Source organism: endosymbiont GvMRE of Glomus versiforme, assembly GCF_003546845.1.
Genome location: NZ_NWVA01000002.1, coordinates 211,597 through 226,470, shown reverse-complemented (window position 1 = coordinate 226,470; position 14,874 = coordinate 211,597). Strand labels below are relative to the sequence as shown.

Genomic DNA, 14,874 nt, shown 5'->3' with positions numbered 1-14,874 from the left:
AGAGAGAGAGAGAGAGAGAGAGAGCATTAGTTATTTACTCCTTTTGGTGGTTGAATAACCTGTGCTTGCATATCTATTTTAACTTCTTTACTTTCTTGCTCATAAGCTTGTCTTAGTTCATTTAAGTTTAATTCTCCGGTGGCAATTTTTTCTTTTATTCACTGGGGGTTAGCAAAGTTTTCTAAGTCTTGGCTTTTTATATCTCGCAATCAGGTGGCAAAGTTAGCTTCATTAGCAGTTAAACCTGCTTCTATTCATTGTTGGGTTTGCTCGGTGGTGAAGTTTTGGTTTTGTCAGTTTTTTTGTTCAGGATTTGCTTCTTGTTGTTCTTGGTTTTCTGGTTCCTGTTTAGTTCCTTCTTTGATTACTTGTATTTGCTCAATTTCATCTTTTTCGGCAAAGTGTTCGTCTAAATCTGTATTTTCCATTTTAACTGAAGTGTAGGAATCTTTTTCTTGAGTGTTTTCTAAATACTCAAGGGATTCTTTTATTTCTAACTCTTTTTCACTGTTATTTAAACTTAAACTATCTCTAAGTGATGGTTCATTTTTATCTTTTCTACAGCAGAGTAAGTTTTTGGCTTTTGCTAGTCAACTTTCGGAAGTAAGATTTTCCGTTTGAGTTGCTTTGTCTTGGGTTTCTTTTGCCTGATTTATCGATTGTTTTTCATTTGTTATTTGATGCAATTGTAGATTAATTTCTGGTGTTTCTTTTTCATCTAAGATTCCTTGACGATATTTAGTCACTATGCCTTCTAAATCTTTTATAGCCTTTACTATTTCTCATAATTTACTTCCCTTATCATTTAAATCCTGAGCTAGCTTTTTTCGCTTTTCTTTATTAGTTAATTCTTCTAGGTCGATTTCTTCATATCCTTCTTCCCCTTCTTTGTTTTCGTCATAATCATTTAAAAAGTCTTTTACTTTTTTTTCTAAGACTTTGAATGTTTTATTTACCATTCCTAATTCATTGGTTTTAATTCCTTTAGTAATTCCCAGTAACTCATTAAAATTATCCGAGAATGTATCAGCATCGTTCAAGAATTCATTTCATTTAATTTCTTTGTTTTTTAGTCTTTCATCTAGTTTGGAAACTAATAATTCAGCAATCGGATAAGCACCTAAAATACCTCCTCCGAGGGTACCTTGATCTTGAAAGGTTAAAACTGTCCCCGCGATGGCTGCCCCGCGACCGAAAGCTTGAGTGCCATAAATTATTCATCGGTCTTTTCCTAACTCATCTGGGTTACCGGAAGATTGTAATTTAGTTAGTTCGTTACTCACTTCCTTAGTTGATTTTCTAAGTAATTTTTCTTGAAGAAAATTCTTTGATTTTTCATATCAGTCGTTTTCGTGGGGTTTATTTCATTTATTAATAAACTGTTTAAGATTACCTCTAATTACGAATAATCTTTCTAGGGGGATGATGGAAGCAGTGGTATTATTAGCTTTGTCTATTTTTCATTTAGTAGGAATGTAATATTTTTTGTCTCCCTCTCCTTCTGAGCATTTGCTTTTGTCCAGTTCTTTCATAATTTTTTCTGACTTATATTGATAATCACTATCACAATAAAGTATTTGGCAACTTTCTGGCAAGTATTCCAACCCTTCACGAAGATTAGTATTACTAATATTTAATTTTTCTAATTTATTTAGGTTTTGTAAAGGTTTTAAACTTCCTCCAAAAGGACAATCATTAATATCTAATTCTTTTAAATTAGTAAAATTAGATAAAGAATCTAAGTTTTTAGCAACCAGTTGTGGATTATTTTGAATTGAGAGTTTTTCTAGTTTTTCGGGACTTTTGAGAGTTTTGAGAAAGTTTAAATCTTTAAAGCTATTATTAGAACAGTCAAGTTCAATTAGGTTGGGACAATCACTTAAATCTAAATCAGTTAATTGATGATCTGAGCAATTTAATTTTTCTAGATCAGTAAATCCTTTTAGCCATAATCCTCCTTTTAGTTTTGTTTTTTTGTTTTCGTCTTTTTCATTCTTGTTAATTTCTTCATAACTGATACCTAGTTCAGTGATATCTGCTCTTTTTTTGCCATTAATGTGTCAGCTAGGACCTTCTACTTTTTCTTTATCCGTGTATCATCGTCGTCGTCGTCGGCGTCCTCCTGTTCCTGGTTTAACACGATCTGTTCTGCATTCTCCATTTTCTGGACAATTTTCATTCAATCACTTTCGGGCAGAACCATTGAATTCTTTGAGTTTTTTTATATCTTTGAAATGTTCAAAATCTTCTTCAATAACTTTTACTTTGGCATCTTTTTTTATATTTGTTGAACAAATAAATTCTTTCAAACTATTAGGTAAATATTCTAAACCACTATCTATATCAGTATTAGAAATATCAAGTCATCTTAATTTATTCATCAGCTGCAAAGGTTCTAAACTACCATAAAGAGGATTATTATTTAAATCTAGTTTTTTTAAATTCACCAAATGACTTAAAAAAGATAAGTCCTGGTTGAAGTTATTATAGCATAAATTTAATTCTTCTAACTTTTCTCCCGAGGGTAATTTAATTTCAGTGAGTTGATTACCAGAGCAATTAATTCCTTCTAAATTATCACAATTATTCATTTCTAAAGTGGTTAGTTTATTATAATGACAATCAAGCTTCTTTAAATTAGGTAAATTATGAAGAATTAATTCTCGGATATTTTTATCTCGGATATTATTAGAATCGTAAACAATTACCGAATATAATTGGGGACAATTGCTAATGGTTATTTTGCTTGTGTTAGAAACATTATGTCCTTGTATTCACTTTAAATTAGAATAACCATCTATAATGAGTTCTCTGGATCTCCCAGAGTTTAAATTTAAATCAATTTTTTCTACTTGGGTTTTGTTGGAATATTCATTTTTTAGTCATTCTTGGGGATTTTGATAAATAAGTTTAACGTGTTCAGGTTTATTCTTAATTTCTCCTAATCTAGGATTGCCAGTATGATGGATTTCTATAACATATTTAGAGTGATGAGGAAATCCCTTTAAATCTAAATCTCCTTCTAAATTAAGGTTACAAAGATTGATTTCTCAGATATCATTTCTAGAGCAGTTTTTTTCATGAATTAGTTCATTTAAATGATTTCTTTCGCTGCAAGTGCAGGGATATTTTTTGTTTAGATATTCTTGAGCATTAGGGTAACCCGGATAAAATTCTTTTCTTAATTGAAAAAGATTGTCAGCAGTTAGTTGAATGTTTTTTTGTTTTAAGTAATTGGCAAAATCTATTTCCCTAAGATTTAAGCCAATTCTTACCAAGTATTTAACTATTTGTTCTGGAGTAAAACCTTGATTTTTTCATTTTTTAACATAGTATAAATCACAAACATTTTCTTCAACTAATGCTTTGACTTGTTCAGAAGTGAAACCTTGATCTTTTCATTCTCTAACTTCTCAACCATCTTTTGGTTCAAATCCAGCTGGAATTCATTCCTTGGCATCTTGATAAGTTAAATTGCATTCTTCTCAGTTTTGCTGATGGGTTTCTTTTCTATATTTACTATAGTATTCTTCAGAAAAATCTTTATGAATATCAGTTCAAAGTTTCTGGTATTCTGTTTTTAAGTTTTCTAAATTGTTTTGTTGTTGAACTTCCTGGGTAGTTAAATGCTTTTCGTCTCTTAGTCAGGCACAAAAAGCAAAATCATCAACTGTAAAGTTTCATCCTAAAGCTTCTTTTCATTCTTTAGTTTGTTGGTAATCAAAGCCGTATTCTTTTCAGAGTTTTTGGCATGATTCATATTCAAACTCCTTATGTATTTCTTTCCAATTCTCTTTATTATTTTCCATAATACTAATAATTTTATGATATACCAACTCAAAAACCTTCTTATTTCCAGACTACTTTTTAAAAGTAAATGCTAAATAATACTTAATTTTCCTATAAAAACATTAAACATTATGCTTATACAGCCAGAGAGAGAGAGAGAGAGAGTAATTTTGCCTACAACACCATAAATGAAGGTAATGGCTTAGAATTATTGTGTTCTTTGCTTACTAATTCAGTTAAATTAGTTTTTTTTGACCCGCAATATGAACTAGCAAATAAAGTTTCTCGCATTTTATCAGGAAATGGAGGAGTTTAAGTATTCTAGGAATAAACCAAAAGTATGCTTAAATTGTTTTGGAGTTTATGGGAAAAGGGAAAGTTAAGTAATTTTTTTTCATCATTGTTCTCAATTGCTTTTAAGACCTTTAATTCTAGTGCCGCCAACTTTCACATAGTCTCCATGAGCTTTTATTTCAGTCCCAGGTTTTAATATTTTTTTCAATCATTCTTCATCTTCATATGGATAAAAATTTTTGGCTCAAAAATAGTGAGAATAACCTTTTCCAAGAACTTCGTCTTCTATAAAAAATTCATAGAGAAACCTTTTTCCATCTTCAAAAGGAATTTTTTTCCAAGAATTGATGTAACCAACGAGCGGACAAGGTGAAAAACCTTGCTCTTCTAAATGCAGATTCCGACAAAACTCATAGTCATTTTGCTGTTCTAAATTGTTTTTATTCATATACTTTTCATAAATATGTCTCATTAATTTTTTTACCACTTTAAAAAGTTTTTTTCTTTCTTCAAACACAATTCTAATGCTCAATACTAACAAAGTAACTAACAGTGTGTTTGCTAATTTTATTATTTCTTTAAGGCCGTTGAAAAGAAATAAAATTGCTTCTGTAATTGCTGTTGCTCAATATCAGTCTGAAATTGTTTTTTTTGTTTTTTCTTTGTTGAGAAATCAGGAACAAATTAGGCATGTTAGAGAAAGCAATGTTAATACTATTGAGAAAGTGATTTGTAGCATATTAAACTATTTTTTGATAATTATTCGAGTTTTCTCTTGAACTCTTTCTTAAATTCTCTTTCTGCTGTTTTTTTCTAACTTCTATTTCTTTTAAATTTTTTAAATATTCGATGTAAGTTAGTAATTTTTGAAAATATGTCATTGCTATTTATTATACTTGCCTAGACAAATGCACTTTTTTGAAAAGTTGTCTCTTCTACAAGAGCACCAACACTGCATTAGACTCTTCTTTTTGTCATCAAAATCGATGCTGCTACAAAAAAAACATTGCATGCCTAATAGCTTAATGTTGTTATTATTTTCAAAATAATGAGAATTAATTCCACACTCATTGATTACTTTTCCTCACGAGTTAATTCCAAGAAAATATCTTTGGTCAGTTTGGGGAATGCCGCCCATTTCTTTGATAACAGGATGGTCTTCATTGACGATAAAACAAGAACTAGATCAACCTGTATACTCTAAACTATTCTCTCATACAAAAAAATAGTATCTTTTTCCGTTTCTGAGTGAAGGAGTAGAATTTACAATTTTCACAATTATTGGAATAAATTTTTTACTTCTAGTTCTGTTTTTTTTAACTTTCTTTTGTAGCAATAAAAAAAGCAGAATACAACAAATAACTCCTGCTATCACCAGAATTAAAGATTTTTGAGAGTTGGTTTTCTTCCCTGGATAAGAATAGTCGGAAGCATCAGGAAAATATATTGTCTTTTCTTGAACTTGAAAGTTATTTAAACCTTTTAATTTTTCTTTAGTTTTTTTGTTATTTTTATGCATATTCATTTATCAAATCATTCTTGCAAAGTAATCATAATATTTACATTTTTAAATTCCAATTAAACTTCTTGCTGGTATACCATAAAATATACTTATAGGCAAAAAACCATGGTTAAATTTAAAGGTTCTCATACGTGTGTAAATATCTTGTAATATACCACCAAATCCCTTATTTCTAAGCTACTTTCTAAAAGTAAAAGCAAAAATACTTAAAAAGACTAATTTAACCTCTCAATAACCTTAATTCTTTCCTCAACATCTTTCAGCAAATAATAGAGGTCAATTTTAGCTAAATCAACATAAATATTCTTTAAATGATTAAGAGCAGAATTACGGTCCAGAACTACTTGATTTTTAGCAAAATTGCTGACTAAAAACCTTAAATGTGGTTTCTCTGAACATTCTAAATAAACAGACAAAGGCTGGGAGTCAATACGAAAGGTTCAATTCTTTCCAGTCTCTTTTGCAAGCAAGCTAGTAAGTATTTGCACTTTTTCCGTAAGTTCTTTTTTTAACTTTTCCTGATTTTGGATAGTTTCTTTTTTGTTTGCTTTGCCAGCAGTTTCTACTCACGAGGTAACTTCTTCATTGTTATCTAAAAATTCTATGGCTTGGCAAGAGAATCCAAAACTAGTTTTTTTACATTTTAAAAAGCAGACTTTCTTTTCTGAGGAATAATCTTGCAAATATTTTTCCCCAAAAGAGCAGACAAACCTACCTTCTTTATTCTCTAAAGTGGCTTTGTAGAATTTCATGAATTGAACTTCGTGGTAAATTGGTTTGCTGATAAAGCGAGCTATTGTTTTTCACATGGTTTATTTAAGTTTTTGTTATAGTTGATTTTATCCATTAAATTGGCTTAAATCTCACCAAATTATCTAAATCTCCTGCTCTTATATAAACACTGGTAGAACTTAAGCTAGCATGACCTAATACTTTCTGTAAAACTGGCAAAGGCATGCCATTAATAGCTTGCCGAGTAGCAAAACATCTCCTTAAAGTATGGGGTGCCAATTCTACTTTGGCTGGTAATTTCATTTCTTCCTTAATTTGCTTTAAGAATTTAAAGAAAGTAAAGCGATTAGCGTTATTTTGCTGTCATTTTCTTTTCCGTAATTCTTTGGTTATTTCAGAAGCAATATATACCCATCTCTCTTTTTGTCTTTTACCTCTTAAAAGGTATAAGCCCTTGTATTCAGTTTCTCCGTGTTCTAAGTTTAAGTCAAAACTAATGGCTTCGCTAATTCTTAATCCGGCTTTTCAGCATAAAAGAAATAAGCATTCATGTTCCGCTTTTTTGGTTTCGCCTTTTTTATTAGGTCTAGTTAGTAAATAATCTCAAATCTGGTTAAGGAGTTGATTAGTAGGAAGGATGGTGAGAGGTTTTTTAGTTTTTAGAGTCGCTTTTGATTCAGATAACTCTTGAACAATTTGATTTGTTTTTTCCTCGGATAGACGGGGAGTGTAATTATTTTTTCTTTTCATATTTTTAATCTATTCAGTGGCAGTTTCTAATTCAGAGGTGATTGATGGTATCGTCTTTGAATCAGAAAAACAAAACATAAGGTTTACCCTGACGAAAAACTTCTCATTCGTAAGGTTCTCGATTGCCATCATATTCCATTGCTTCTAAAATTTTCCCATTCAACTTAACTAATAATTCTAAAATTAATTCATTAGTAATCATTTTTCGCCCTAGTTTAGTTTGGTAATAACTAGTAATGGTTATGTAAGTAATTGTTCTCTTGTTAAAAATAAATTCAAATAAAACCTCATAAGTTCACCATCACTCTTGAAATTTTTCACTATATTCTTTACTAATTAATTTAAATAGTTGTCTGGGCATGAGAAACTTTTTTTTCTTTAATATTAATCTCTATTTCGCAAGGAGCGAATAACTTGCTGGCATAATCGGTTAACCTATCAAGAGTAAATCTTTCAATTTCACAAAATAAAATATCTTCAGTTTCCGCTTTGCTTAGTTGGATTTTTTCAGCTACTTGTTCTCTAGTCAAATTATTGTCTAATTTATAGCCGGATTTTTTTACAAAGTTTATATTTAGTTACTTGTAAAGAATTAGCGTTAGGTGGCAAAGCCCGATTAATTTCTCGTTGATAGTTAGGGTCTTCCACTTTTTTTAAGAATTCTTTAAATCCTTGCTTTTCTTGGTCAGAATGTTTTTCACTTTTTTGCTCTTTTTTAGTCATAATATTATTTTTACACCTTTTTCTTTTTTCTTGCCACTAATTTTTTAAATTTTGTTGCTAATAACTGAATATTTTAATTTAGTTTGCCACAAAATTGCGATTAGGTGGAAAGGAAAATAAATTATCCTGTTCGCTTAAAAAATCTTTCTCATTTTTTATGAAAATAACTTTGATTGGTTTCTAAAATATGTCTCTTTTTCCTTAACAACATCAGCTCCTAAGCCATCAGTAAACGTTTATTTCTGGTCAATGCGAAGTTGGTATTTAGTTATTGAGATTCAGTTAGGTGAATAGACATAGTGATTATTTTTTAGAAGGTCCAGGTGTGTTGTGAGTAGGTTGGATGATTTGGGTAGTTAACTTTGTTTGCTGATATTCATTTCTTAACCTTTCTAAATTATCATTACTTAAAGGATTGCTTAGAGTTAGTTTCTTGGTATCTTCGAGTCAGAGAACAAACTCATAATCTTGGGCAGGATTAAGCGAAGGAGTGGCTTTGAATAATTCTTTAATCTCTTGTTGTATGAATCTTTTGCTCCAAAGGCCTCTGATATCTTCATTTCTTTTAAATTTAAATCCAGACTGGGCTGATGTCCTTCACCTCTTAAATAAGCCGCAAATTCAGCATCATTTTTATCTAAATCAATATCTAATCAAGACTTAACTTCTTGGGGAGTAAAATTATGGTTTTTTCATTGGTTAACTTCTTTATAATTTCATGGTATAAATCCTACGGGAATCCAGTTTTGAGCATCTTGGTAAGTTAAATTGTTTTCTTCTCAACATCCTTGGTAGGTTTTTTTATAGTAAAAACTTTCTTTAGCAAAACCAGGATGAATGTCGGCTCAGTCTCTTTTTTCCAATTGCTGCTTATGTTTATCCAGTACCCCAATTTCTTTTCCTAGATAAACAGCATATTCTTGTCTTCATCGTTCAATGTTTTGGGGATAACTGGCTCTTTTTATTCTTTCCGCAGTTAACTGCTTCTTGTCTCTTAATCAAGCACAAAAATCAGCATCAATTTGGGGATTAAAATCAATTAAAGCTGCGGCTCAGTTTTGGGTTTGTTCATAATCAAAACCTTGACTTAATCATTTTATTACTAATTCGCGGTTAGTAAACTCTGGATGAATTGCTGTTCAAGGATGTTCACCGGTCACACTATTTAAGAAAATATTCCCTCCTAGTTCCTTATTAATGGCTTCATAATTATTAAAAATGTGTTTTAAAACTTTTTGGTGAATAATTTTCTCTTTTTCTTGGATTTGTTTTTTTAATCTTTCTTTTTTGTCTTGAAGTTCAGCAATCATTCTTTCACGCTCTTTTTTTTCAATAATTATGATCTTTTCTTGGATTTCATTTTGGTTTTCTTTCGTAGTTAATTCTGTTTGGTCACTAGCAATGTTAAAATTGCTAGTTTGATTTGAAGAAGCCTGAGAAACAGAGGCTTTGGTTCAAGAATTTAGTCTTTTCATTTCTTCATCCAATTCTCTTTGGAGTTCGGCTTTTTTATTTAGGTATTGAAAGTAATCATCGGCAATATCCTCACTCAACTTCTTTAAATTCTCTGGTTTGTAAGAATCTCCCTGACAGTGTTCTTTTAAATGTTCAAACAATATTTCCCGTGAATCTTCTCTATCTTCTTTGTTCATCCTTAATTTATTAGTATCCTTGACTTCTAGGGAAGGATTATCTACATAAACAATTCTTCCTTGGCAAGATTCAATTATCCTAGCCAAATTGGTAACTGTCAATTCTTTTTCGGCTTTTTTTATTTCCTCTGATAGCTTTTGATACTGTTCATCACCCGAAGTTAAACTTTCTATTTCTTTTCTTTTATCAGCAATATTATTTTTTAGTTCGGTTTCTTTTGCTTGGGCTTCTTTTTTCATTGAATCAATGTCTTTTTGATATTCTTCATCATCTCTAAACTCCGGAAAACGAGTGCGAACTATGGTCGTGTGTTTAGTGATATCATTGTCAAAAATAATGGTTCTTAATAAATCATAAGTGGCCATTTCATATTGGTCAAAGCGACCATCATTTACAAAAAATACCTGACTAATGCCATCTTTGCCTAAATAAACTGCTTTTGCAATAACATTTAATACCTCATTATCTGACATTTTAGTGTCTCCAATGCCCGGAGTATCTATTATTGCGTAGTTGATTTTATTACCTATATCTTCAAATTGCTCAAATTGAACTTCTTTGGTTTCACTAACGCTACCTGAACTTTCTTTAAAATTATTAGTGTTAGTAACTACATTAGCCAAAGTGGACTTCCCTCGTCCTGACCTTCCAATGAGGAGAATTATTTTAGTGTCGTTCATGGTTTTACTTATTAAAAGGTCAAATACTAATATTCTTCATTTCTATTCGAGCAGTCAACTTAGGTAAAGCTGAAATCTCGGCTTCAAGTGTAACATTCACCTCCTCGACAACTTTGTCTTTTGTTTCGTTTATTTCATTTTGCAATCTAGTTTTTTCTGAAACACTGTTGGCTTGTGCTAATTCCTGTTCTTTTTGAGTTATCTGATTCACATAACCAGCAACTTTATCATGAATACTGTCTCATTTTTTAAGTTTATAAATTTCTAAACAATTTTCGGCTAAATGACTTAACACTATTTCTTTGGAAGCCTCTCGAGATTTTTTGTTTTCGATTATTCTTTGTTCTTTTCTCTCTCTTACTTTACCCTTGTCTTTATCTTTTATTACCGGTATCGCTGGATTATCTACATGAAGAACACTGTTGCAGGAACTAATTATTTCTTTGAGTTCCTGACTTTGAGAAAGCAAATCGTTGTGATCTTCTCGACAACTTTCTTGGCTTTGGAAGTTTTCAAAATTAGTTCGCACTAAGGTAGTAAACTTGGTGATACCAACTTCGGAAATGAAGTCTTTAAACATTTTAAAGGCTGCCACTTGTTCTGGAGCAAACCGACCTTTAAAGACAAAAAGCACTTGGTTAACTCCCTCTTTGGCGGAATTAATTCCTTCTCCGATTTTAAATAAAACATCTTTGTCAGAAATATTGTTAGTGTCACCAAATCCAATATTGTCAATTATACGATAATTCTTGCCTTGATATTCAAAAACATTACTAGATTGAAAATTCTTGGTTACACTAGTGCTAGAAGCATTTTCGGCAAATTGTTCAGTATCAGTTAAAACATTAGCAAGGGCAGATTTACCATTGCCAGTTATGCCAATTACTAATATATTTCTGGTATCATTTTCTTTGGCTTTGGTTATTTGGGGACCAATTTTTACTTTTGTATTATCTTTTACTAATTTGCCTTTTTCGAAATTATAAGTAAGATTAGACTTTATTGTTTCTGTTGTGAGTTCTGGGCAATTATTTATGTTTACTTCTTCTAATTTGGAACAAGTACTTAAATCTAATTCCCTAATATTATTATTAGAGCAATCAACCCTTTTGAGATCAGCACAACCATTAACATTTAAATTATTAAGTTCATTGCTACGACAATCTAATTCTACAAGGTTTTTACATTCACTTAAATCTAATTCAATCAATTGATGAGAAGAAACTATTAATTTTCGTAAACTAGTAAATCCTTCTAGTTTTAAAGAACCTACTAAGCTTTTGTCCCCGCCACTAAGGAAACTCCCAACCTTGCCTTTTCTAATATCCAAATGGGTTATTTCTTTGCGAGTTTTATTTTTATTTTCAGAATCACCATCTCTTTGGCACGCTTTATCTACTGGATACTTTTCATTTAATCAATTTTGGGCATTTATATTTACCATGTTAGTTGTTCTCTCCTTTCACTAATTTATTTATTTGACTTTTAATTATTATTGTTTTTTTCATAATATCTCTTTTTAGATAGTATTCTAAAAAACCCGAAGAAATAAACCGCCAAAAAGAGCGTGTTTGTTTTTTAACTGCTAAAATCTATAAACCAACCACTAAAAAAATACTTATAAAGCCAACCTTTCTAGCATTCAAGCAAGAACAGTTAGAGAAAAATCAAGAAATTAAACAAATCATGTAAAAATATATACAAGGTATTAAAACCAAGGGCGAGCAATATGAATTATATGCCCCTAAAAATAAATCCCAACACAATTAAAGATAAAGAAACATCATCCCAAAAAACTAAAAAAGAGGTGATTACTTATTACCTTTACCCACTAGATCAAGCAATTATAGTTAACGACCGCTCAATTAAATATGTGGCAGTTAGTTCTCACTGTGATAAACATTTAGAGCATGGTATTACCCACAAGTTAATTATGAAATTAGTTCAATTATTAAACAATCACTATTTTCCTTTTAGCGGTAAGCAACCCGAGAAAAAGAATTATTTTAAAGCTTATCCTGAAATAAACGACAAAAGATATAAACTAATTTGGTGATGATGAAAAGAAGCAGACACTTATCTTTGAGTGCGAACTTGCCACCCTGATTAGTAAAATTAGAGTATATGAAAAACCAAGGGCGAGAAATCATTGAAATTCCTATTAACGCTGAGGAAGAAAAAGTTTTTCAGTGAGTAGAAAGTGAAAAGTGTTTAGGAAGTTGAATGCCCGGAGAGCAAGCCAGTGTTAGCGAAAAGACTAAATATGAGTTTAGCCAAGTCATTTGTCGTTATCTAATCAAAAACAATCTTTCCGAGGAAGAATTGGCTCAAAAATTAGATTTAGATAAAGATAATACTGCTAGATTAGTGCGAGGATACACCGAAAGTTTTTCTTTGGATAGTTTAATTAATTATGTGGAAAAACTACATTTACCTTTACAAATAAAAGTTAGTGTAGCAAGCGGTCTAGGTAGTTCTTTTTAACAGATTATTTACTTTTCCTTGCTTGGTATCACTTGTTTTCTAGTGCTTTTTCTTTTTCGCTCCTGGGGAATTGCCATCAAGCACAGGAAAAACAGAAAAGAGTAGGTTGAGACTGATAAGCAACTAAATAGAGGGGGTTATTTTCTACACTGCAAAATTGGCAATAAAAATAAATATATAACTAATACGATATGAAATTATTTATTGTTTTAAAGCGAAATTAATATGGAAAAAATAGAAAAATGCGATAGGTGTTTACGGGACTTTATTCGTAAATATGTGGCACCACAGAGAAGTTGAAGTCAGTTAAATGAGGTGAGTTTTTGAACCGAAGGAAAAAGTTGGAAAGGTTATGAAATTCTTTGTCGTGCTTGCTTAAAAGATTGAAGAAAAAGCCATCCCGATGATTTTCTTAGATTAGTTGGCGAGGAAAAAAAGAGCCGTTTTCGAGCCTATCTTTATAATGGTTTACTGGACAAAAATGACCTTGTGTCAAAAAAATAGAATGTGTTTTTAGCCGTATTAGTTTTAAACTGTCTGTAAAATAATATATGGATAAAGATAATTTTATAACAAAACAAAGAAAAGAAGAATTAGAAAAAATTTTGGTAGCCAAGTCTCGTTTTTTAAAACATTTACCTCGTTTTTTTATCGATGAAAGAAGAGGTTCAAAGACAGCATTATTTGTTTTTCCTTCATTTCTTGTTAAGCAGTCCGCTACTGCTAAAAAACCAACAAGCAAATTTGTATGACTAGGAGAAAAACGAGAATGATTTCTTATTGACCCCGACTCCTCTGTTTATTCTCACTACGAAGCAACAGATTTTCGGGAGATAACTAAAAAAAGCGAAGAGATTCGCAAAACAATAGAAAATATTTTAGTAGAACAATTTGCTAGAAATTTGGATAATTATCATATAATTGAAGAAATATGTAACGAAGAAAATTATAATCCTAATTGCATAAAATCTTTTAGCGAGTTAAAAAAAGATAACTTGGATGTTTTTTTCAACAATTTATATAAATACATTGATTTTCTTGTTTACGGAAGAAACAAAGACTTAACTGAAAATATTACGAATAACAAATTCAAAGAAAGTATTTTTTGCGGAAGTGAAAAAGATGTTTTGATAATTGCCGAACCTGAAACGTATAAGTTCATAAAGCAAAATGATACCAATAATTTTTTACAAAATTTAGTAGGCGATATAATTTGTGCTAACTTAAAAAACGGAATTAAACTTATTATGATTGCTAAATGGGGAATACTAGCTCCTTACTTCATTAAGCCCTATTCCCTAAATGATTTTCATTATATTAACATTTATTATGAGATAAGTTTAGCAAACATTACTCCTGCTGTGGCTTTCAAAGAATAAATAAAAACATATGACTGAAATTAAAACTAAAAATGTTGTTGAGCTAAACAACCAAATTAAATACGTCCCAAAATTATCCAAAACCTCCCCGGCGTTTAATCTACTAAAAGGTGTTGAGGATAGCACCTCGGTTGAAAGAAAAAAAGCCTTGCTTGAAAAATTAAGAAGCAAAACAAAACCAAATAACTATAAAAGATATCTAGGAACTCCCTTGCGATACGCAGGAGGCAAAACGCTTGCAGTTGGACATGTCGTAAATCTTTTACCAAATAACATAAAAAGAGTAGTTTCACCTTTTCTTGGAGGAGCATCAGTTGAAATTGCATTAGCAAAGGAGTTGGGGCTTTGAGGTGATTGGCTATGATATTTTTGATATTTTAATTAACTATTGATATTATCAAATTAATGAGCCGGAAAGACTGACCAATAAACTAAAAAGTTTTAAACCAACCAAAGAAGAATATTCGAGAGTAAAAGAAATTATGAAAAACCATTGAAAAAGTAAGAAATTTTGATTGTAAAAAGTTGAAAGTATATTGCGAGAGTTTTGAAACAGTAATCCCAAAATATAAAGATGATTTTTTGTATTGTGATCCACCCTATTATTTGGATGATGATAGCAAAATGTTTGTGGGAATGTATCCTCACCGAAATTTCCCAATCCACACCATTTAGGATTTAAACACGAACTTAAAAGCACACAAGGGAGGATTTATTCTTTCTTATAATGACTGTTCGGCAATTAGGGAATGATATAAAGACTTTAATATGATTTCTCCTTCCTGGCAATGTACTTTCAGCCAAGGAGACACGAGAATTGGAAAAAACAGGCTTAACAACAATAACAGCTCTCACGTTAAAAAATCTC

At 30.8% G+C, this 14,874-nt stretch carries 17 protein-coding genes; 7 read left to right on the top strand and 10 right to left on the bottom strand.

Going from position 1 to position 14,874, the window contains the following annotated elements; genetic code table 4:
* Positions 1-26: 26 nt before the first annotated feature.
* Together GvMRE_RS04715 and GvMRE_RS04710 are read right to left on the bottom strand one after the other, a co-directional pair.
* Entirely contained in the window at positions 27-3,809 is a 3,783-nt protein-coding gene (locus GvMRE_RS04715) for a leucine-rich repeat domain-containing protein (RefSeq protein WP_147410118.1), read from the bottom strand.
* Between the two features lie 359 nt (positions 3,810-4,168).
* The gene (locus GvMRE_RS04710) at positions 4,169-4,531 is read right to left on the bottom strand and encodes a hypothetical protein (RefSeq protein WP_147410117.1); all 363 of its coding nucleotides are present in this window, start codon (positions 4,529-4,531) and stop codon (positions 4,169-4,171) included.
* A gap of 76 nt (positions 4,532-4,607) precedes the next feature.
* Between GvMRE_RS04710 and GvMRE_RS04705 the strand changes: the two genes are divergently transcribed.
* The gene (locus GvMRE_RS04705; protein ID WP_147410116.1) at positions 4,608-4,874 is read left to right on the top strand and encodes a hypothetical protein; all 267 of its coding nucleotides are present in this window, start codon (positions 4,608-4,610) and stop codon (positions 4,872-4,874) included.
* 92 nt (positions 4,875-4,966) lie between these two features.
* Here the strand turns inward: GvMRE_RS04705 and GvMRE_RS04700 are convergent, their stop codons facing one another.
* The 8 genes from GvMRE_RS04700 to GvMRE_RS04665 form a co-directional block, all read right to left on the bottom strand.
* Positions 4,967-5,602 (bottom strand): hypothetical protein, encoded by a 636-nt coding sequence (locus GvMRE_RS04700; protein WP_147410115.1) that lies wholly within the window; start codon positions 5,600-5,602, stop codon positions 4,967-4,969.
* Positions 5,603-5,820: 218 nt separating this feature from the next.
* A complete protein-coding gene (locus GvMRE_RS04695) occupies positions 5,821-6,414 on the bottom strand; it encodes a hypothetical protein (protein WP_147410114.1) in 594 nt (197 codons plus the stop codon).
* A gap of 37 nt (positions 6,415-6,451) precedes the next feature.
* Positions 6,452-7,087, bottom strand: coding sequence for a tyrosine-type recombinase/integrase (locus tag GvMRE_RS04690; protein ID WP_147410113.1), 636 nt, complete (start codon positions 7,085-7,087; stop codon positions 6,452-6,454).
* A gap of 4 nt (positions 7,088-7,091) precedes the next feature.
* Positions 7,092-7,448, bottom strand: a complete 357-nt coding sequence (locus GvMRE_RS04685; protein ID WP_147410112.1) for a hypothetical protein — start codon at positions 7,446-7,448, stop codon at positions 7,092-7,094.
* On the bottom strand, positions 7,429-7,617 hold the full coding sequence (locus tag GvMRE_RS04680; RefSeq protein WP_147410111.1) for a hypothetical protein: 189 nt from the start codon (positions 7,615-7,617) through the stop codon (positions 7,429-7,431). The genes GvMRE_RS04685 and GvMRE_RS04680 overlap by 20 nt, the downstream gene beginning before the upstream one ends.
* Before the next feature lie 13 nt (positions 7,618-7,630).
* Positions 7,631-7,810, bottom strand: a complete 180-nt coding sequence (locus GvMRE_RS04675; protein WP_147410110.1) for a hypothetical protein — start codon at positions 7,808-7,810, stop codon at positions 7,631-7,633.
* Between the two features lie 425 nt (positions 7,811-8,235).
* Positions 8,236-10,143, bottom strand: coding sequence for a GTPase (locus tag GvMRE_RS04670; RefSeq protein WP_147410109.1), 1,908 nt, complete (start codon positions 10,141-10,143; stop codon positions 8,236-8,238).
* 4 nt (positions 10,144-10,147) lie between these two features.
* A complete protein-coding gene (locus GvMRE_RS04665; RefSeq protein ID WP_147410108.1) occupies positions 10,148-11,587 on the bottom strand; it encodes a GTPase in 1,440 nt (479 codons plus the stop codon).
* 294 nt (positions 11,588-11,881) lie between these two features.
* On the opposite strand from GvMRE_RS04665, the gene GvMRE_RS04660 reads away from it, so the two are divergent.
* The 6 genes from GvMRE_RS04660 to GvMRE_RS14470 all read left to right on the top strand — a co-directional run bounded on the left by GvMRE_RS04660 (position 11,882) and on the right by GvMRE_RS14470 (position 14,681).
* Positions 11,882-12,253 carry a hypothetical protein gene (locus tag GvMRE_RS04660; RefSeq protein ID WP_147410107.1) on the top strand — a complete coding sequence of 124 codons (372 nt, stop codon included), beginning with the start codon at positions 11,882-11,884 and terminating at the stop codon, positions 12,251-12,253.
* A gap of 14 nt (positions 12,254-12,267) precedes the next feature.
* Positions 12,268-12,627, top strand: coding sequence for an XRE family transcriptional regulator (locus GvMRE_RS04655; RefSeq protein ID WP_172575261.1), 360 nt, complete (start codon positions 12,268-12,270; stop codon positions 12,625-12,627).
* A gap of 225 nt (positions 12,628-12,852) precedes the next feature.
* Complete coding sequence (locus tag GvMRE_RS04650; protein ID WP_147410105.1) at positions 12,853-13,131, top strand: hypothetical protein; 279 nt, start codon at positions 12,853-12,855, stop codon at positions 13,129-13,131.
* A 47-nt stretch (positions 13,132-13,178) separates the two neighbouring features.
* Positions 13,179-14,006 (top strand): hypothetical protein, encoded by an 828-nt coding sequence (locus GvMRE_RS04645; RefSeq protein WP_147410104.1) that lies wholly within the window; start codon positions 13,179-13,181, stop codon positions 14,004-14,006.
* 10 nt (positions 14,007-14,016) lie between these two features.
* Entirely contained in the window at positions 14,017-14,391 is a 375-nt protein-coding gene (locus GvMRE_RS14120) for a DNA adenine methylase (RefSeq protein ID WP_216361616.1), read from the top strand.
* A 95-nt stretch (positions 14,392-14,486) separates the two neighbouring features.
* A complete protein-coding gene (locus GvMRE_RS14470; RefSeq protein ID WP_425451141.1) occupies positions 14,487-14,681 on the top strand; it encodes a DNA adenine methylase in 195 nt (64 codons plus the stop codon).
* Positions 14,682-14,874: the final 193 nt, after the last annotated feature.